This is a genomic window from Emticicia sp. 17c (assembly GCF_037153985.1).
Taxonomy (GTDB): Bacteria; Bacteroidota; Bacteroidia; order Cytophagales; family Spirosomataceae; genus Emticicia.
Window position 1 is genome coordinate 191,434 of sequence record NZ_JBBAYI010000008.1, and the last position, 18,012, is coordinate 209,445.

General features: G+C 35.7%; 20 protein-coding genes, 1 tRNA gene and 3 pseudogenes. 16 read left to right on the plus strand and 8 right to left on the minus strand.

All coding sequences use genetic code 11. The features are described from left to right. Positions 1 to 586: 586 nt before the first annotated feature. A tRNA-Lys gene (locus tag WAA15_RS16420) sits at positions 587 to 659 on the plus strand. Positions 660 to 1,141: 482 nt separating this feature from the next. Here WAA15_RS16420 and WAA15_RS16425 read toward each other — a convergent pair. Further along, positions 1,142 to 1,387, minus strand: a complete 246-nt coding sequence (locus tag WAA15_RS16425; RefSeq protein ID WP_337043893.1) for a hypothetical protein — start codon at positions 1,385 to 1,387, stop codon at positions 1,142 to 1,144. A gap of 4 nt (positions 1,388 to 1,391) precedes the next feature. Continuing rightward, on the minus strand, positions 1,392 to 1,826 hold the full coding sequence (locus tag WAA15_RS16430; protein WP_337043894.1) for a hypothetical protein: 435 nt from the start codon (positions 1,824 to 1,826) through the stop codon (positions 1,392 to 1,394). A 674-nt stretch (positions 1,827 to 2,500) separates the two neighbouring features. Between WAA15_RS16430 and WAA15_RS16435 the strand changes: the two genes are divergently transcribed. Together WAA15_RS16435 and WAA15_RS16440 are read left to right on the plus strand one after the other, a co-directional pair. Further along, complete coding sequence (locus WAA15_RS16435; RefSeq protein ID WP_337043895.1) at positions 2,501 to 3,643, plus strand: hypothetical protein; 1,143 nt, start codon at positions 2,501 to 2,503, stop codon at positions 3,641 to 3,643. Next, positions 3,582 to 4,610, plus strand: coding sequence for a PA14 domain-containing protein (locus tag WAA15_RS16440; RefSeq protein WP_337043896.1), 1,029 nt, complete (start codon positions 3,582 to 3,584; stop codon positions 4,608 to 4,610). Before WAA15_RS16435 ends, WAA15_RS16440 begins: the two co-directional genes overlap by 62 nt. Positions 4,611 to 4,632: 22 nt before the next feature. Here the strand turns inward: WAA15_RS16440 and WAA15_RS16445 are convergent. Continuing rightward, positions 4,633 to 5,563: pseudogene (locus tag WAA15_RS16445) on the minus strand (IS481 family transposase). Positions 5,564 to 5,623: 60 nt separating this feature from the next. Between WAA15_RS16445 and WAA15_RS16450 the strand changes: the two are divergent. From WAA15_RS16450 to WAA15_RS16490, 9 genes are all read left to right on the plus strand, one after another. Then, positions 5,624 to 6,112, plus strand: a complete 489-nt coding sequence (locus WAA15_RS16450) for a hypothetical protein (protein WP_337043897.1) — start codon at positions 5,624 to 5,626, stop codon at positions 6,110 to 6,112. Between the two features lie 2 nt (positions 6,113 to 6,114). Next, a complete protein-coding gene (locus WAA15_RS16455; RefSeq protein WP_337043898.1) occupies positions 6,115 to 6,528 on the plus strand; it encodes a hypothetical protein in 414 nt (137 codons plus the stop codon). Between the two features lie 373 nt (positions 6,529 to 6,901). Then, the gene (locus WAA15_RS16460) at positions 6,902 to 7,315 is read left to right on the plus strand and encodes an RHS repeat-associated core domain-containing protein (RefSeq protein ID WP_337043981.1); all 414 of its coding nucleotides are present in this window, start codon (positions 6,902 to 6,904) and stop codon (positions 7,313 to 7,315) included. Positions 7,316 to 7,377: 62 nt separating this feature from the next. Continuing rightward, positions 7,378 to 7,563, plus strand: coding sequence for a hypothetical protein (locus tag WAA15_RS16465; protein ID WP_337043899.1), 186 nt, complete (start codon positions 7,378 to 7,380; stop codon positions 7,561 to 7,563). 70 nt (positions 7,564 to 7,633) lie between these two features. Continuing rightward, positions 7,634 to 7,915, plus strand: coding sequence for a hypothetical protein (locus tag WAA15_RS16470; protein ID WP_337043900.1), 282 nt, complete (start codon positions 7,634 to 7,636; stop codon positions 7,913 to 7,915). A gap of 58 nt (positions 7,916 to 7,973) precedes the next feature. Continuing rightward, a complete protein-coding gene (locus tag WAA15_RS16475) occupies positions 7,974 to 8,486 on the plus strand; it encodes a hypothetical protein (protein WP_337043901.1) in 513 nt (170 codons plus the stop codon). Between the two features lie 119 nt (positions 8,487 to 8,605). After that, on the plus strand, positions 8,606 to 9,079 hold the full coding sequence (locus WAA15_RS16480; protein WP_337043902.1) for a hypothetical protein: 474 nt from the start codon (positions 8,606 to 8,608) through the stop codon (positions 9,077 to 9,079). Beyond that, complete coding sequence (locus WAA15_RS16485; protein ID WP_337043903.1) at positions 9,027 to 9,575, plus strand: hypothetical protein; 549 nt, start codon at positions 9,027 to 9,029, stop codon at positions 9,573 to 9,575. The genes WAA15_RS16480 and WAA15_RS16485 overlap by 53 nt, the downstream gene beginning before the upstream one ends. Continuing rightward, positions 9,553 to 11,964 carry a gliding motility-associated C-terminal domain-containing protein gene (locus WAA15_RS16490; RefSeq protein WP_337043904.1) on the plus strand — a complete coding sequence of 804 codons (2,412 nt, stop codon included), beginning with the start codon at positions 9,553 to 9,555 and terminating at the stop codon, positions 11,962 to 11,964. The genes WAA15_RS16485 and WAA15_RS16490 overlap by 23 nt, the downstream gene beginning before the upstream one ends. A 105-nt stretch (positions 11,965 to 12,069) precedes the next feature. Here WAA15_RS16490 and WAA15_RS16495 read toward each other — a convergent pair whose 3' ends face one another. After that, positions 12,070 to 12,414, minus strand: coding sequence for a tyrosine-type recombinase/integrase (locus tag WAA15_RS16495; protein ID WP_337043905.1), 345 nt, complete (start codon positions 12,412 to 12,414; stop codon positions 12,070 to 12,072). A 67-nt stretch (positions 12,415 to 12,481) separates the two neighbouring features. Here WAA15_RS16495 and WAA15_RS24570 point away from each other — a divergent pair. The 4 genes and pseudogenes from WAA15_RS24570 to WAA15_RS24575 form a co-directional block, all read left to right on the plus strand. Beyond that, positions 12,482 to 12,685, plus strand: a pseudogene (locus tag WAA15_RS24570) (IS1 family transposase); the annotation flags it as partial. An 84-nt stretch (positions 12,686 to 12,769) separates the two neighbouring features. Next, positions 12,770 to 13,477, plus strand: coding sequence for a hypothetical protein (locus tag WAA15_RS16500; protein ID WP_337043906.1), 708 nt, complete (start codon positions 12,770 to 12,772; stop codon positions 13,475 to 13,477). A gap of 220 nt (positions 13,478 to 13,697) precedes the next feature. Beyond that, complete coding sequence (locus WAA15_RS16505) at positions 13,698 to 13,949, plus strand: hypothetical protein (RefSeq protein WP_337043907.1); 252 nt, start codon at positions 13,698 to 13,700, stop codon at positions 13,947 to 13,949. Continuing rightward, positions 13,950 to 14,048, plus strand: a pseudogene (locus WAA15_RS24575) (IS982 family transposase); the annotation flags it as partial. 476 nt (positions 14,049 to 14,524) lie between these two features. Here WAA15_RS24575 and WAA15_RS16510 read toward each other — a convergent pair. From WAA15_RS16510 to WAA15_RS16525, 4 genes are all read right to left on the minus strand, one after another. Next, positions 14,525 to 15,484: an MBL fold metallo-hydrolase gene (locus WAA15_RS16510; protein WP_337043908.1), complete on the minus strand. Its 960-nt coding sequence runs from the start codon at positions 15,482 to 15,484 to the stop codon at positions 14,525 to 14,527. A gap of 92 nt (positions 15,485 to 15,576) precedes the next feature. Continuing rightward, entirely contained in the window at positions 15,577 to 16,392 is an 816-nt protein-coding gene (locus tag WAA15_RS16515) for a helix-turn-helix domain-containing protein (protein ID WP_337043909.1), read from the minus strand. Positions 16,393 to 16,476: 84 nt separating this feature from the next. After that, on the minus strand, positions 16,477 to 17,436 hold the full coding sequence (locus tag WAA15_RS16520) for an alpha/beta hydrolase (RefSeq protein WP_337043910.1): 960 nt from the start codon (positions 17,434 to 17,436) through the stop codon (positions 16,477 to 16,479). 10 nt (positions 17,437 to 17,446) lie between these two features. Beyond that, positions 17,447 to 17,911 carry a nuclear transport factor 2 family protein gene (locus WAA15_RS16525; RefSeq protein WP_337043912.1) on the minus strand — a complete coding sequence of 155 codons (465 nt, stop codon included), beginning with the start codon at positions 17,909 to 17,911 and terminating at the stop codon, positions 17,447 to 17,449. Positions 17,912 to 18,012 lie beyond the last annotated feature (101 nt).

An 18,012-nucleotide genomic window follows, 5' to 3' on the forward strand; every position in this document is an offset into this window, starting at 1 on the left:
AGTAAGCTGATTGCAAGCATATAGCCTTGAAAAACGGGAGACATTTGCATTTTTTAGTCACAACTTTATTATTCATATTCATGAAAAAGGTATTTGCTTTGTTCATGATACAAACATAAATAGAAATATTCTTTAAAGAATATTTTTATGAATATTTGTAATAAAATATTTAATGGTATCATTACTACAAACTGTTATGACTCTCCAACAAAAACCTTTTCAGCGAGAAGTCAGTGATTTGGTTGATTTAATTAGAGCCTGATACATAAAACTTAGTTACTATACGTGATACATCTCTGAAAATAATTTTGCATAAAACCCTGAAAAGTTTAACTTTGCATACAATGATGTTTTATACGAGGGCTATTGATAGCTGATGAAGCAACAAACCCGAAAAAGACTCCGTAGCTCAGTTGGTAGAGCAACAGAGCGAGCCGTCGCCCCGGTCTTAATCATTGGGTCTGGGTTGAGTTAGCGACAGAAATATATAAAAGACTCCGTAGCTCAGTTGGTAGAGCAACAGAGCGAGCCGTCGCCCCGGTCTTAATCATTGGGTCTGGGTTGAGTTAGTAATAGAAATATAAAAGACTCCGTAGCTCAGTTGGTAGAGCAACTGACTCTTAATCAGTGGGTCGAGAGTTCGAGCCTCTCCGGGGTCACTTGATAATTAGGCACTTATGAGGATTTCCTTGTGAGTGCTTTTTTGTTTTAGTTACACGATATTTAAACGAGTCTTAAACATTGGGTTGAGAGCGGCAGCCGTTGCTGTTCGAGCCTCTCCGGGGTCACGTGATAATTAGGCACTTATGAGGATTTCCTTGTGAGTGCTTTTTTGTTTTATTTACACAAGATTCAAATGACTCTTAAACATTGGGTTGAGAGCGGCAGCCGTTGCTGTTCGAGCCTCTGCGGGGTCACGTGATAATCAAGCACTTATGAGGATTTCCTTGTGAGTGCTTTTTTGTTTTAGTTACACAATATTTAAACGAGTCTTAATCATTGGGTTGAGAGCGGCAGCCGTTGCTGTTCGAGCCTCTGCGAGGTCACAAATTACAAATCCCTCATAGCCAAACAATTATGAGGAATTTTTGTTGTGTTTTAAAATAAATAAAACACTTAGGTTTAAACATAGTTTAAACAATCACTCCAGTTTAGCTAGACTATTATCAGTGTTATCAAGTTCTATTTGCTTGTCTTCTTCAATTTTAATTTTCTCTTTCCAAATAAAAAATAGAAAGACTCCTCCTATTAAAACTATAATACATATAATCCAGCTCCAAATATTCGAAGACTTTTGTGGATAATGGAAGTAATTGGGATGTGCGGTAAAGTAGGAGTTAGGCATTTGAATTACTTCTTCAAAAGGATTTTGCATTTGTTTGAACATAGCTTTAGTCAATTTTATTGGTTTTGAACAAAATTCTATAGACATCTTCTATGTTTATAATGGAATCTCTTCGAGGAATCGCATTTTTATCTGTGTAAGGTATGATCTGACCTTTACAATTCTGAAATGCTTTCTTCATCATTGGTTCTTCATAGAAAAAAGCAAGTTTTAACTTCAGTTCTTTAATCTGATTATTCAACTGCCAGATTTCAGGATTTTCATTTGCCGCTTGAATGGATACAGCACTCTGTTTTTGTACATGGCGATTCTCTACGATGGTTTCTACATATTCAGAAAGACTCATACTATACCCCTCAGCCTCCATTGCCAAACCAATTTTCAATTGAGGATCAGACTTAAATCCTAAGGTTACTTTGTTTTGTGAGTTTGCAATTTCTTCCAATTGCAAAGCTCTACCTGTTCTCATTGTTGGATGCATATCTATTATTACTTTAGTATGATTCAAAAATAAGAAACCCCAACAAAATTTAGCTGGATATGCTTCAACTTTAGGTGCTGAATCTTATAGCGGAAGACCCTTTTTATGTTTCAATTGTGAGGCTGGCACTGCTATTAATACATTTAAGACAAGAGGAATTGTCGGTACTATAATTACATCTGATTTAACGGGGGGCTGGTCTTAGGGCGTATTGCGAACAATAATGCGGATAATCAAACTGTAACTTCAGATTTTATTTTAAAAGGAGGGAAAGTCGGAATAGGCACTGCCAATATCCCGACAGATTATAAACTAGCCGTAGCCGGAAATATAATAGCCGAAAAAGTAAAGGTAAAAAAACAGGTAAATGGTGCTTGGCCAGACTATGTCTTTAGCCCTACGTATAAACTGCCTAGTCTTGAAGAAATAGAACAATTTACAAAGAAAAACAATCACTTACCCGAAATCCCCTCCGCCAGAGAAATTGAAAACGAAGGCCAAGATTTAGGTGAAATGAATCGACTGCTCTTAAAGAAAGTAGAGGAATTGACGCTGTATATGATAGAGCAGAACAAAGAAATAAAAGCACTGAAATTAAAAGTAGAACAACTGGAGAAAAAATAAATTTCTGGCTCTAAAAAATACTCTTTACCTGCATTTAATTATCTGCTTGCATGAAAAATATTAGACCTAAACACTTATTCGTTTCACTATTAGCCGTTTTTCTTCTGGCAAGTTTCACTCGTCCTTTAAAAAAGGTTGAAAGTAATTTCATAGCAAACAACACTCTGGATGTACGAAATATAAAATTGTTTTCGGATCAAAAATCAGGAACTAGTTTATTTCAACAACCTACATTCTCAATAACCGAAAGTAGCGCACAGCCTCCAACTGCCACTGATATAGTAAATAGTAATTTTGTTTCAAACGTTGCTCAGGTATTTGATGCAAAGGTAGAACCTGTGCCCAATAAAGTTATAGAACCTATTACTTCACTCCCTATAGAACCTTCACCAATCAATATTCCTGAAATTGTAAGTAATAAAGATTCTGTGTCAAAAACTGCTCAGGTATTTGAAACACTGGCTGAACGTTTATTCAATGAAGTTATTGCGCCTATTTCCCCACTGCCAGTAAAGCCATTACCTATTAGTATCTCTAAAAAGCTAATTGATTTTAAGCATATTCTATGGTTAAATGAAGATAACTTATTTAAAAAGGAGTATTACAGATACGATTCTACTGCCCACAATTTCAAAAAAATTGACAATATAAAAACAATCGCTGGTTTTGATCCTGTACGTTTCAGACTTAATATAAGCAAAGACTCTGTAGCTGTAGGTGAGGAATTTGAGCTAAAAATAACAGCTGAATTTCTAGACGTAAGTCCCCACCTGATATTTCAATTTGAGGGTTCAAATGGTTTTACATTAAAAATGTTATTACCGGATAATTTTGTGCAAACCGGTGGTACTTATTATGATTTCATACAAGGAAAAGTAACCAGACAAATACCAAGGCAGGAGTTTACTATTAAAGGGTATTTTGAGGCAAAGCCTAAGTTATCCGATTTTGTACTACTCCGCTCATTTACGGGGGCAACCATAACCGATGTTTATGAGAAAAAAGCCGAAATTTTGGTTCCTATTTATAGAAGCGAAATTGTTACGAAAAAACAGATTGTACAGGATAAATCAAAAGAAACGCTCAATGATTTAATAAATAAGGATTCTACACAAATAAAGAACTTTATTCTTGACTGTCCTGAGCAAATACCTCCCCCGCAAACCACAAGCCAACTGTACTGTCGACAATAAAGTAACCTATGAAAGGTGGGATAATATTGCCGGATATAGCACAAGTGATTTAACGACAAATCCGAGATTTACAGGAAATTTTGCACCCGATATTCTTTCCTTCGAACCAGTACCAGGGGGGGTAAATATTCAAAACTCCACAACTCAAAACTTTGGGGCAAGAATCAGAGGATTTATTTGTCCGCCATTATCGGCAGGGAATAATTATAAATTCTATCTGACTTCTGATAATAGCGCCAAAGTTTGGTTAAGTACTACAAATAATCCTGCCAATAAGGTTTTGATTCTTACAAAAGAAGATAATGGAGATCCTGATGACGCTGCTCAGCACAATATACCAGCTACAGCTACGGTAACGCTTAACGGGGGTCAGAAATATTATTTCGAGATTATCCACAAACAATGGATTAGTTCAAGTTTTGTAAAATTGGAATGGGAAGCCCCAGGGCTGACACGCCAAATCATTCCGGCTGCTAATCTGGATCATTTTGAACCGGGACCTTATAATTTACCAACACTTTGTGGTTTTGATCTGAAAACAGGAGCTACCTATACTGAGGACATTCCGAGCGATATAAAACTAGGAGAATACATAGCAATTAAAGCTATTGCTTCTGTTCCAAGCCCGGGAACGTTTAGCTGGACGACCATCAACGGTGGAAACGATTACTATATCAGTGCACCTACTGTAGGTAGTGTAGGCACTAATACTTCAACAGCAAATCCTGTATTCATTAAACCAGGCAGTGCAGGCTCATTTACATATAGGGTTACACTTACAAAATCTGATGGTACAGGTTCTTGTATCAGTGATATCAAATTAAATGTAACCACCACCACTTGTGGAGTATGTGATGCTTGTGGAGTAAACGGTAATGCTCTGGCTGCAACGCCATACCCAAGTGTGTCAATCAAAAGTAGGGCTGACGAAGATTTTTTCTTTTCCAAACCCTCCTTTTTTAATTGAGGAGGGATTCGGAAAAGAAAAATTATTGTGCATAAATAATTAATCTTTCCCTTAGTACCTCATATGGTGTTCTCCCATTTAAAGCGGCATTGGGTCGCTGACAATTGTAGAACATTTCCCATTCCTGAAGCTTTTTTCTGATATCAATATCATCGGTGTAATCAATGAGCTGGTAGAATTCCTGTGCATCTGTCTTGTGCGAGCGTTCTACTTTTCCATTTAGATGGGGACTTCGTGGTTTTATATACACATGTTGCATACCCAAATCCTCGCAATACCACCGCGACGGCGGACCGTTGGAATTTTGCCTGAAATTCATGGCCATTATCCGTTTGAACAGTATGGATTCTGAAAGGGAAACGTTCCCTAACATAGTCTATGAATTTAATAGCTGTTTCTTGATTATGTTTAGGGAATATTTGTAAAGCTCTGGCCCGAGTAGCATCATCAATCGCTGTATATTGGTACATTTTCTTCAATTTTCCTTCTGGGTCTTTAAAAGACAAGAATTTTACATCTACTTGAATACGATGTCCAGGTACTTGTTTTTCATACCTTTTGAATGGCATAATTGACCTTTTACGCTGATTTTGAGGTAACTTATTCAGATTATTTCGCTTTAACACATAGTACACTGCCCCTTCTGATACACGAATATCATGATACCTGCTTAGATACCACATGATACGCTTTTGCCCCAAATGGTAGGTAGTTCTGAGATGGACAATTTTTTCTTCTATATGCTGAGGCGTACGAAGTTTTAGATTTACTGGACAAGGTTTATTGTTAATTAACCCCGTTTCTCCATGTACCTCATAAGTACGTTTCCATTGATAAAAGGTTTCTCTTGAAATTCCAAAATAGCGACATGCTTTAGTGATGTTGCCTATTTCTTTGGCATAATTTAATACCTTAAGTTTCCTACGAATATCAGAATGGGCTTTGGCTGTCATATTATATCAAGTTTACAAATACTAATTTCTCAAATTTTAAGTAATTAGTCAACCGTAGTCTTGATTTTCATAAAAGCAGCTGCCGGAAGTTTAATGTTTATTAGTGTTTCTCCAATAATTAAAAGTAGTATAAGCAGTATATTGAAAGGCCTGCAAATTTCCAGTAGAAAAAAAGAAATACTAAATTCGTTTGTCGATGCCGCAACAGGGCATGCTTATCGAGATGCTGAGGCTGAAGCAGCATCTATTTTTGAAGATGCAACTGGTACAACATTTAGAGCGACTTTAAAAACCGAAGCTGGAGATTTTGTCGCAACAACTGGCAAATATGCAAGAAAAACATTTGATCATTTAGGTATTCCAAAAGAAGCACTATCATCATTTAAGATGTCAGAATTTAAAAAATCAATTACCAGTCATTTTAATAAAAGTGTTGATTTTATTTTATTAGATGTACGCTTTTTTAATAAAGCTCAAAAAACAGAGATATTTGAATATATAGATAAAACACACTTAAAAGACATAAATAGATTAATTACACTTGAATAAATATGGCAACAAGTTTTATCGAATTTAGCGAAAACGGTTTTTGGGAAAATGACTCAATAACAGAAATCAGTTTAAGTTATCTATTACTGGTAAGTGAGCAAATGGAATCCACTCCAGAATGGTTTCTTGAATACAAGGAGTTTTTAAGAACGATTTCATTGGGATATTTTCCAAGTTATATACATTTTAATTTTGAAGACTGGTTGATTTCACGAGACAGAATAGATTTTTTTATAAACTTAATAGATAATACTTTAAAGTATTTAGAGAAAAAAGATTCAGAAATACCTCAAGAAGAAATTAATTTATTTGTAAAAAATAGTAAACTACAAATGATATGGAGGAAAGATGTGGACAAAATGTTATTTGTGAATTTTTTAGAAAAATTGAGAGAGCTTATTATTAATAAAAGCTAAGTATTCGACACCTATTTTTAATTTTAGCTTTTTATTAGCCATTGCTAATTCTTGGGACAAGCCGATTTAATGTTTCGAACTATAGTCTAATATTGACATAGCTCAATAATTAATATAAGCCCTCTTGTTAAGAATTTTAAGGAAATGATAGAAAAATTGAAACTTAGACGATTTAATACCATGAACAAGATATTTTATTTATTACTCATCATTTGCCTATCATTCAAAACGATAGCACAGGTTAAGCTTAATACGGCTGTTAAGCCTTTGGTGCTATGAATATCAGCTTAAAGATCATTTAGGTAACTTACGTGTAGCGTGCCGCTGTGCCGAGCAAGCAGTCGAAACCAAACCGGAGCATGGCTATCCACAGATTGTAACGCAGCAGGCGACCTATGATCCATGGGGCGTAAAATTGGCAATGTCTACCCGACCAGACGGTGGTAATGGCAATCCAAGCGACAGATTCAGATACAATGGCAAAGAATACCAGAAAGATCACGGCTTGTATGAATATCGGTTCAGATGGTATGATGCGGCTGTTGCCAGATTTATACAGGTGGACCCTTTGGCTGATGATTATACCTATAAGAGTACTTATGATTATGCGGAGAATGAACCTATCTCAAATATTGATTTAGATGGTTTAGAGAAATTGAAAGGGATTAATGAAAATAATACCCCTGAATTCGTAACAGGATTAGACAATGGTTCGAATTCACAAAAAAAGAGCCAATTATTCAGAAAAAAAGTTCACCTGCTGAAGAATACTTTAATGAACCTGTAAGTTTTATATATTCCGACAAATTAGGCGTTGGGAAATCTTTTTATGGCACCAGGGGAGAATTGATGGAGTTTATAAAAAATCAACAGGTAGCTTATGATAATGCGGTTTCTGAGAATATTAGAGGAGGGTTAATAGCAACGGCAGCTTATTGGATTTGGGGAAAAGATGCAACTTTTAAAGCTGCTCAGTTTGATAATTTATTAACTGCCTATTCAGCTTTTAAGGCAGGAAAAAAATGTAGATATTAATTTAGTTCCTAATAATCTAAAGTTTACAGAGTTAGGTACACCTAAGACAGTAGAAACATACTATTGCTCAATGCCTGAGAGTGCCGCGCAATTATTTTTAAAGACGGGAAGAATGCCATCAGGTCCTAGTAAAGAAACAATGATATCTCCAACAAAATCTGAGGCTAAAAATTATACTAGAACTTTATTTGAAATTAATGTTAAACTTGGAACTACTTCCAAACTTCTAGAAATAGGAGTACGTAATAAAGGGAATACACATCCATACACTTTTTTACCTTTAGTTGTAAAGGTTGGAATAAAAATAATGCATTTTTTAAACTTGAAAATAATCAAGTTAATATTGGCTTAGGGAGAAGGGATGCATTAAACATTTTTAATTCTAATATTCAAAGTTATAAAAAGTTAGAATGATGAGAACAGAAATTAATCTACTACTTACTGCCCTGTATTCAGGCAAAATAAGTAAAGAACTATTCCTTAGAGAATATTTTAAGGATATTCACAAGAGCGATGAATATGTTTTAAATCTTATACAAAAAGGAATTGAAAACAAAAGTGATTCAGAGATTGAAGAAGCTATAGTATTAATTTGTACGGGCTCATTTTCTAAACCTTACTTTGTAGTACAATTGTGTGAATTATTGCAATTGCCTTGGCACTTTAAACACGAGGATATTGCTATGTTGCTTAAAGATATTGCTGACCCAAGTACTGTAGATTGTTTATATAAAGCTTCTGAATTAAAGTTTGATTATTTAAACTATGATGATTCTTACCAATTCGCAAGGAAATGTATAAAGGCTCTTTCAGCTATATCTGACGAAAGTTCTATAGAGAAATTAAAGCTGCTAGCAATTAGTAAAACAAAAAGGATAAGAGAATATGCAAAAAAAGAATTACAATACAAAGGATTGATTTAGTTGATAGTGTTTAATAAAATAAAATCGAACCCTAATAATTGGATTGAGTAAAATTTTGCAAATTATTAGTACCGTAGTAAGAATATAAAAGGATAATAAGTTTAAAAGTACCCATTTCAATGAACAAGATATTTTATTTATCATTCATCATTTGCCTATCATTCAAAACGATAGCACAGGTTAAGCTCAGTATGCCGAACACCTCAAATGTTTCGCCAACAGCGGCATCATTAAGCAAATATGCAGATACTCCGGTCAGTTTACATACAGGTATTGCGAATATCAGTATCCCCTTTTACCAGATCAATGTACGTGATGCCTCTGTGGCAGTTGGATTGGGATATCACTCAGGGGGCATAAAAGTAGATGAGGAAGCCGGAATTGTAGGGCTTGGCTGGTCTTTACAAGCCGGTGGCGTTATCAGCCGCACTATATACGGTTCTGATGATTATTCACAACATCCGGAATTGGTACAATATTTTAATCAGGGCTCGTTTCCTCTACCTCCGGGGAAAACAACGATTCAGGATATTCCTAAAAATGCGCTTCCAGATAAGCAGAAAAGCCGGAGTAAACTCTACAGAGAAAATTAAAAGCTATACCTATCATTATACTGACAACACGTGTTCAACCGCTGGTCTTGGCAGGCCTGCACCCTCAGCTATCAATCAGATTTTAACGTTTGGAGTTGTAGGGGATTCTGTCAATTTAAAGAACAACCTAAGTTGGACTGCCGAAGGTAGTGATATAAAATATTTTGAAGTATACAGATTCACAGGAACAAATGATGGAGAATATGTTAGGTCAGCTCTGATTGACCATACTACCATGACGGATAAGTATATTAGCTATAATATTCCATATAAATATGGCATAATAGGGATTTTGAATGACGGAAAAACTACAGCCTGGAAATTTACTGAAACCAAAATATTAACAAATGGTTGTAGGGGAAATGGAAAGATTTCCCGCAGTTGGGCAATTAAAGGAACATTCGAAACCTTAGATGAAGCTTGTGATGAAATTACACTTGAGGAGGGTTTTGAAACAGATAACACAGGTTCGTATGAAGCACGCATTAAAAATTAGCCTTGTCTGTATGATTTCTTTGGTGTATCCCTCAAAAGTACGGGCAGATCATATTTTTGGGGGATACATTTCCATGCAGCAAATGGATGCCGCAAAAGGTAACTTTAGATTTAGTGTTAATCTTTATATTGACGATGCGCGTGGTTATGCTGGTTACATTGATGAATTAAAAAATTATAGTTCTGAAATTAAGATTTTCCGCAAAAGAGATAATTTCGTAATGGATAAATTTTATGTTCCTTACGAATCGAGCAGAAGTATTATTTTTGATAATCCGGCATGTGCAGCTCAGAAAAACTTTAAAATCTCTGCCTATGTAAGGGCGTATATCTATAAAGTTGATATAGATAAATATGATGACCCTGATGGCTATTATATGGTAACAGATATCTGTTGCAGGAATATCGACCTGACAAATGTTGATGACCCTGGTAATAATACTATCATGTTCTATACAGAGTTTCCGGCACTCAAACAAAATGGTCAGATAGTTAATTACTCTACACCCGAATTCCCTCCCATCAACGGAGATTTTATTTGCCTCAATAAGTTATTTAAGTTTGATTTTAGCGCTACCGATAAAGATGGAGATCAGTTAAAGTATTATATGGCCGAGCCCTGGCAGGGGCCAAAGCCGGTTATCGGGGTTTCGCGTAATGACCCGCCACCAGCACCATATAATGGTGTAGACTGGAGTGCCGGTTATAATCAAACCAATGCAATACCGGGTAATCCGGCTTTAAAAATAGAGGTAAATTCAGGGCAACTATCAGTCAAAGCCAATAAAACGGGCCTTTTCTTGTTTTCAGTTATGTGCGAGGAGTGGAGAAACGGCAAAAGGATTGGAGTGGTAAAGCACGATTTTCAGTTGCCTGTGATTCAGTGCAGCCTTACAACACCACCAGCACCTGTTATATCCTATCAGGGTAATAAGGCTACAGAAGTCTCTTTTTGCCCGGGAGAAACAATTACATTAGAAACCGATAATAACGCAAACTGGGTTTTTCAATGGCAAAAAAATGGAGATAATATTCCGAACGAGACCCAGAATAAACTGGTCGTATCAGATTATGGGGAGTATCAGGTTGTAAAAAGCTTTAAAAGCACTTGTTCAAGTGATACAATCTCACAAGTAGTAAAGTTGAAAAATTTAGTTGCTACACCAAAAATTAAGGCCGATAATACCAATATTTGTAATAATGCTTCAATAAAATTAAGTGTAGAGAATCCGGATTCTAATCATAGTTACTTATGGTCTTATAAAAATACACCCGTTCAGACCAGTAATGAAATTACTGTAACCAAAGAAGGGTGGTACGTTATACAGGCAAAAAAAAATTCAGGTCTATGCTTTAGCGATAAAGATAGTATCCTTATCACCAAAACCATTTCAGCCCCATTACCCGACCCTGATGCCAGATATGAAGCCTGCTCCGGCGATTCCATTCAACTTAAAACGGTCAATAGCAACCTGCTTCAATACCAATGGCAAGTAAACAATAATAATGTATCAAAGGGTGATAAAAGCACCTTATGGGTGAAAGATTCAGGCAATTATACAGTAAAAGTAAAAGATGATAAAGGATGTGAAGTAGATTCGAAGATTTATAAAGTTACTATAAGTAGTTCTATAACGGTAAAGTTCGATACTATTTTCCCGTTTTGTCTCATTGGGAATAAGAAAATTGCATTAGCCGCAACACCTCCTAACGGAGTTTTTTCCGGCACTGGAATTAATAACAACATTTTTGATGCAAATTTAGCCGGACAGGGCAAGCATTATATCACTTATACCTACAAGTCACCATCAGGCTGTTCTGGTAAGCAGACACGTGTGATACAAGTAAATCAGGCATTTACTTTGTCAGTCACCCCACAGAATTCAACTATTAATAAAGGCGAAAGCGTAAATATAGTTACAAACAGCAGCAATCCAAATGTTTTATATCATTGGCACCCCGAGACATACCTCGATGATCATCATATAGCAAACCCGGTTGCAACCCCCGATAAGACCATCACTTATACAGTAGTGGCCACATCAGATGATGGATGTACAGTAAGTGAAACCATTAAAATTATTGTTCTGGGGACAACAAGTATAGGCAGCCAAATCTACTTTCCTAATACTTTTACACCAAATATGGATGGTAAAAATGATGAGTTTGCTATTTTCGGTAACGATATTGAGAGTTTTCAATTACTAGTCTATAATAAGTGGGGTGAGCCGGTTTTTGAATCAAACGATATAAATACTATGTGGAACGGGGGTTGGAGAAATGAATTATCTAACCCTTCTCCAAGTGGTCTATATGCTATTACCATTAAAGTTACCTTCAAAAATGGTGATAAATTTGAAAAGAAAGACGCAGTGATGTTGTTGAGGTAGGTAAAAGTTTACTATTAGTACGTAAAAATGATAAAGAAGTGACTGGTCAACACAAGTAACAACCTCTCTCTCTTTAAAATTAATATTTACCTTTTCACGAGAATCTTAAAGTAAATTCAAAGCAGCCTCATAAATTTGCTTATTCTCAAAAGAATCCAGATAAACTTGTGTAATAGCTTCTGAATCATGACCCATCATCTCACTAATTAAACTGGTTGAAACACCGCTCCTTTTTAAGACTGTGGCAAAAGTATGCCTCGCTACATAAGTTGTTAAATTCGTTTCTATTTTTGCCAGGGTAGCCAGTTCTTTTAAGTCTTCATTTACTTGTCTTTTAGTCTTTCTTAAGCGATTATCTATACTAATAGCAGAAGTATGTTTATTTATGTCAAGAAAAGGAAATACATAATTATTTAAACGAAAAGTTTTATAATAATCCAATACTGACATTGCTAGATAAACTTAATGGCATAAGTGTAGAATGGTTTTGTACAGGGACGCGTAGTCAGATAATTGGGACGCTTTTAAAGCAGTATTACCTCAAAACCACTTAATAGGCAAACGTTTTACTAAAGCTATTGAGGGGGTGAATACTTCACTAAGAAATAGCTGTAAAAGGCTAAATAGAATGACAACTAGCTTTTCAAAAAAGGTTTTAAATCATTGGTGTGCCATCAAATTGGTGATAAACCATAGAAATCGTAAAGCATCATACTTTTAGAATCACAACCTTTACAACAATACTATAAGGATAATAAAATTCAAAAAAATGATCAAAAAACCATTAATACATTATATAATTTCATTGACTAATTCTCGTATAATTCCTATTTTAGGCGTCATATTATCTCTATCTTGCGAGAAAAGAAATGAAGATTTCGCATTTTACACACAATCCCCTAAACCATTTTCAAAACATTTATTTAAATTAGAAAATAAGTTTTGTTTTTCTGATTTACGGGACTCATCAAACGTATACCTAAAAAATGATACGTCTGTTTTTACTATTTGGGGTAAAGAAGATACTGTATACTATAAAAAAATATCATTAAAAAATACATCTGATAAGAAAGAAATTATTGAAGCTTCAAATTACGAAATGGGGAATTTTAGTTTCAATAGTAATTTTAACTATGATTTGATATTAAATGATAGAAAACTAGATGTAAATATTATATTTCCTGAATCTTTAAAAGGTAGCTATTCAATTATTTTGGATGATAAAAGGTCGGCACTACTTTATAAATCTTTTCAGCTAATAGACAAGACGAAAACTGTAAACTTAAAAGAACCAAATTATCTTAGTTTTGATAAATCCCAAATACTTATCTCATATAATGATACATATATTTTAAGGAAAATTACAGAGGGAGATGTAAGTTTATTCTATGATTTATTAAAATATTCTATGCGAGAATACTTTACAAAGAATAAAGTAGAACGAATAAATTTTTTCGAAACAAAAACGGAAAAATTCTTTGTGGAAATAAGAAACGGGCCAAACGGAAATTGAGGTTCATAATCTAATCTCCTAAAAAGTTAGTCTCGTCCTAAAATAAGTTGCCACGTCAGTGCACACAACCAGAGAAACTCTCAGACACTTCATTCGACCCGTGAGGAGTGGTTTTGAATGGTATCAATCAGTCAAATGGCTTCCAGAACAGGTTTGAGTTTCAGGGCAAAGAGAAAGAGAGTACTTTTACCCTGAATAGAATCAATCAGGAGCAAGAACTTTGAATCCTACTATTGGTAGGTTTGATAGGGTTGATCCACTGGCTGAGAAAAGAGAGTGGCTAACGACATACACTTTTGCTCAAAATAACCTTGTTAATCGTATAGACCCCGATGGTGCATTGGACGAGCCATTATATAAAAAGACATGGAACTATTTAACTAACTTGTTTAGCGGTTCAGATGCAACTCGTAATACACAAAGCGTAGCAGCTACTACATCATACACCCTTGTAAAATCCCCAAGAGGCTAGAGACATCTTAGTCCAATTAATGCCATTATTCATGTTTTTGGAGCATTGGCCGCCTATTACTTTTATGAAACTAAACCAACCGTTTTTATTAAACCATAATCCCGACCTCACGTTAAAATATTATTTATTATGCATATTGAAGATCCTCAACTTGTAGGCTAATCTGTAAAAAACAACATTTAAATCAACACTTTGGAGAAAATTAGGTTTTTATTATCTGACAATAGATACATTTCAACTCTCATCATTGAGACTGAAAACAAAGTGCTTGCCTGCAATTATTACTTATAAAAAATGTAAGATTTTTCCTCACCTAAACACATCTTGTCTGTAATATTAAATCTTATTTTTTACAGCTGATTCAGAATGAACTTGACCAGACTGGCAGAGTAAAGAAAGTTTTTCATGGAATTAGGACTACTCCAGTAGAAATACCAAGAAACGCGTATGATGAAGTCGGGTACTTAAGCCAAAAGAAATTATTGAACGCCCATCACAGGGAACCACTACACAAAACAATGCAGACGATCTGGCCCGGCGTTATGTTTTATTAGAATCTATTACAGAAATACGTATTAAATCAAAAACATTTCTCCCAGTTTCAAGATTTTTAATTGATTTTTGATTTTTCCCTCTATATTCAGTTGAATTAAAATTTCCTCAGGTTCGCCCATAGGCTCATCAGCAGAGTCGAAAGTACCATAATGAAACGGGACAAACGTTTTAGCTCCGGTGTCATGAAACGCTTCAACAGCTCGGTAGGGGTCTTGATGATGCTGCCCCATAAACCACGTAGGTGCGTATGCACCTGCACCTATCAACGCAACATCAATGTTGGGAAACACCGAACCAATTTCTCTAAAATGAGACCCATAGCCTGAGTCACCCCCAAAATAAATGGTTTTACCATTTATTTGTAAAACAAAGCCTCCCCATAGAGTTGTATTTACATCAAAAGGGGTTCTGTTTGCCCAGTGTCTTGACGGAACAAAAGTAATGTTCAAATCCTTGATTACATTAAACTGTTGGTACCAACCCGCCGACTGAATGGGGTTATTAACCCACTTGCTCATTAGTTTTTCGAGACCTAAACCACAAAGTATTTGTGCATCAGGATTATTCTTTGCTAAGAGCCTGATGCTTTTTTTATCACAATGGTCGTAATGAGCATGAGATATTAAAATGTAATCAATATTCTTTAATTTATTGGCTTCAACGGGTAAATCGGAATACCGTCTGGCCACCGGTAAATCACCAAACATGGGGTCAATTAATATCCTGAAAGACGATAACTGAATAAAAAAACTTGCATGACCCAACCAAACTATTTTATCGCTGCCATCATTTAACCAATTGCTGTTTTTTATTACAGAAATACGCCAGTTATCTTGCTTTTTAAATGCTCTTTTAGGGTTTTGTTGAAACATAAATTTCAGAATGTCTCTAAAACTTAAAACCGTCGGGTTTTCAGGATATATAAATTTGCCTTTATCGTCTAGAGGGGTTCCTGCCCATGCTGGCCGAATAGTATTCAAAGCCGTATTTGAAGTGTAGCTCGTTGAGCTGGATATTTTCTTTTTTTTCAAAAGTAGCTTCCTCGAAGCCCAAATTGATAATAAGGTGATACTCATTTTCTGGCTGAATTTGATTGCAGTTGAGTAGGCGAATAGCCATATTGTTTTTTGAAAGCAAAAGAAAAATGAGATAGGTTTTCAAAGCCTACTTCAAAATATACATCGGTTGGTTTTTTATTTTGTACTAAGTTATAATGTGCCAATTCGAGCCGTTTTTTTGTGAGCCATTTTTGAGGGGTAGTATTGAATAGCTTTTTGAAATCTCGCTTGAAAGTTGATAAACTACGCCCTGTTAAATAGCTGATTTTCTCTAAGGGCATATTGAACATGAAGTTTTTTTCCATAAACTCCGTTAAGGGTATCTTCCAGGGTTCTTCAAAATTAGCTAAAACAATATCGATGCTTTTGTCTATTACCCTAAGAATACTAATGGCTTCCTGTATTTTAAGTGAAGCTATATTTTCAGGAATAGTATCTTTCATGTCAAAATAAGGCAATAACGAAGCAAGGTAACTATCCAGCAAAGGGTGGTTTTTATAACTCAAGATTTCAACTTTTTTAACAGGTTCGGCTGGAGTAATATCTTGGTAAATTCGTTTCAAACGCTCTGTTGACAGATGAATAGCCACTGCCCTATGTGGTAGCCCATCCTTAGGGTAATTCAGAACAGTAGTTAACTGATTTCTTGGAATCAGGAAAACATCACCACTCGTAAATAAATACGAGGCATCGGCTTGTATCAATTTTGTTTCACCCGAAAAAATAAAAACCAGCACATGTTCTTCCAGTGTTACTTCTGTTTTGAAATACTTATCCCGCAAACTTGAAAGTTTGATTTCGTTAGTAATGAATTTTGTGATATGTTCCATGTCTTGATAAAATTATAAAACAAAGGTAAAACAAGTTTATAGTGTTACCTTTGTTTTAAGGTTCAAAAAGGTTTGTTTAAAAGGTCATTTGGTTTCATAAATGTACCTTTCTACATAGTAGGTATAAGTGTCAAGTAAAAAACTCCAAGCCTCTTTGCTGATTTCTAATTGAGGGAAAAGCACTTCAAAGGCGTGGTAACAGCCATTAAACAATTTGAATGATACGGGTATTCCGGCTTTTTGCAGTTGGTTTACATAATTTACGGTTTCGTCTCTAAACGGTTCTAAGTCTCCAACAAACGTTATTGTGGGCGGAAGTTTTGAATAATTCATGGCTCTTGCTGGTGCAGCATAAGGCGGTATCTCTTTTAAATCACCTAAATATTTTGCCCAACCCAATTTGTTTGAGTTGGCATTCCAGCCAGCCGAGTTATTGTCTCTTGCCGACTCCGTGTTTTGCCTGTCGTCAATCATAGGATAAACCGGTATCTGAAAAGCAATTTTAACCTCATCCGTATCGGTGGCTTTTAATGAAACTGCCGCCGCCAGCCCACCACCTGAGCTATGGCCTGCTACTATTATTTTGTTTGGAATAATATGCAGATGTTTTACATTTTCGTTCAACCACAAAAGGGTATCGTAGCAATCGTTGAAGGCAGCAGGGTAAGGAGCATCAACGGCTTTGCGGTAATCGGGGGCTACTACTACACAAGGTTTGGCATCAATAAAATTCTTGATTACTTGCATAAATTCTTCAGGATTCCCCAGCATATATCCACCACCGTGTATATACAACATTCCGGGTAATTCGCCAGAAAAATTCAATGGCTTGAAAACCCGAACACGAATATCTGGGCCACCATTATTACTGGGTATATATTTTTCTTCACAATGCAGGCCCTCAATATTCTTTCCTTTTGCTCTTCTACTATTGGCATTTAGCAGGCTAATACCTATGTTGTTCATCAATAGTTTTGATGAAAACTTCATTATACCATAGCTTCCTTGAAGTTCTCTATGGTGCATTTCTTTGGTTACTCTCATGGCTGTTTTATTATTTTATGATTAAATCTGAAAGGCCGTTCGGGAAAAAAGCCTCCACAAACGGAATAGTATTAAGAAACTCTCTGTGAGATACAATTTCACCGTTCTTGGTAACCACATGGCATATATACGCTTGGTTGTAGGCTCGTCCGTTGGTTAAGGTGGCAGAACTTTTGTATTCAGCAATGGCTTCTGTTGCCGTTTCCATTATAATTCTGATATCAGTAAAATGGAAGTTAGGCGCGTTTTGCAACAAGCCTTGCATGGTGGCTTCTATGGTTTCTCGGCCAGCCATAATCGTGGGCATACCAATCGAGGCTACATAAGGGGCTTCAATGTAGCCATCTGGTGCAAAATAGGACGCAATTTGTTGGGGATTCCCTCGGCCAACATGGTTAAGAAATGTAGTAAGCACCTCAGATGCTGTTTTTGTCTGACCTGCAACTGTTGCACGGGTTGAGTTGTTCTGTACCATTTTTTTATTTATTTTTATAATTAATTGATGATACAAAGGTAGACTAAACAAAAAGGGTGGACTTTGTTTTAAAGGTCAAGTTTGTTTTGTTTTAAAGGTCA

Excerpts from the sequence above, each read along its gene's own strand:
- WAA15_RS16435 (WP_337043895.1), top strand. The coding sequence starts at position 2,501 with ATGAAAAATATTAGACCTAAACACTTATTCGTTTCACTATTAGCCGTT.
- WAA15_RS16480 (WP_337043902.1), top strand. The coding sequence starts at position 8,606 with ATGAACAAGATATTTTATTTATCATTCATCATTTGCCTATCATTCAAA.
- WAA15_RS16465 (WP_337043899.1), top strand. The coding sequence starts at position 7,378 with ATGGAGTTTATAAAAAATCAACAGGTAGCTTATGATAATGCGGTTTCT.
- WAA15_RS16495 (WP_337043905.1), bottom strand. The coding sequence starts at position 12,414 with ATGTCAGTATTGGATTATTATAAAACTTTTCGTTTAAATAATTATGTA.
- WAA15_RS16430 (WP_337043894.1), bottom strand. The coding sequence starts at position 1,826 with ATGCATCCAACAATGAGAACAGGTAGAGCTTTGCAATTGGAAGAAATT.
- WAA15_RS16520 (WP_337043910.1), bottom strand. The coding sequence starts at position 17,436 with ATGAGAGTAACCAAAGAAATGCACCATAGAGAACTTCAAGGAAGCTAT.
- WAA15_RS16455 (WP_337043898.1), top strand. The coding sequence starts at position 6,115 with ATGGCAACAAGTTTTATCGAATTTAGCGAAAACGGTTTTTGGGAAAAT.
- WAA15_RS16485 (WP_337043903.1), top strand. The coding sequence starts at position 9,027 with ATGCGCTTCCAGATAAGCAGAAAAGCCGGAGTAAACTCTACAGAGAAA.
- WAA15_RS16475 (WP_337043901.1), top strand. The coding sequence starts at position 7,974 with ATGATGAGAACAGAAATTAATCTACTACTTACTGCCCTGTATTCAGGC.
- WAA15_RS16470 (WP_337043900.1), top strand. The coding sequence starts at position 7,634 with ATGCCTGAGAGTGCCGCGCAATTATTTTTAAAGACGGGAAGAATGCCA.
- WAA15_RS16425 (WP_337043893.1), bottom strand. The coding sequence starts at position 1,387 with ATGTTCAAACAAATGCAAAATCCTTTTGAAGAAGTAATTCAAATGCCT.
- WAA15_RS16490 (WP_337043904.1), top strand. The coding sequence starts at position 9,553 with ATGAAGCACGCATTAAAAATTAGCCTTGTCTGTATGATTTCTTTGGTG.
- WAA15_RS16525 (WP_337043912.1), bottom strand. The coding sequence starts at position 17,911 with ATGGTACAGAACAACTCAACCCGTGCAACAGTTGCAGGTCAGACAAAA.
- WAA15_RS16515 (WP_337043909.1), bottom strand. The coding sequence starts at position 16,392 with ATGGAACATATCACAAAATTCATTACTAACGAAATCAAACTTTCAAGT.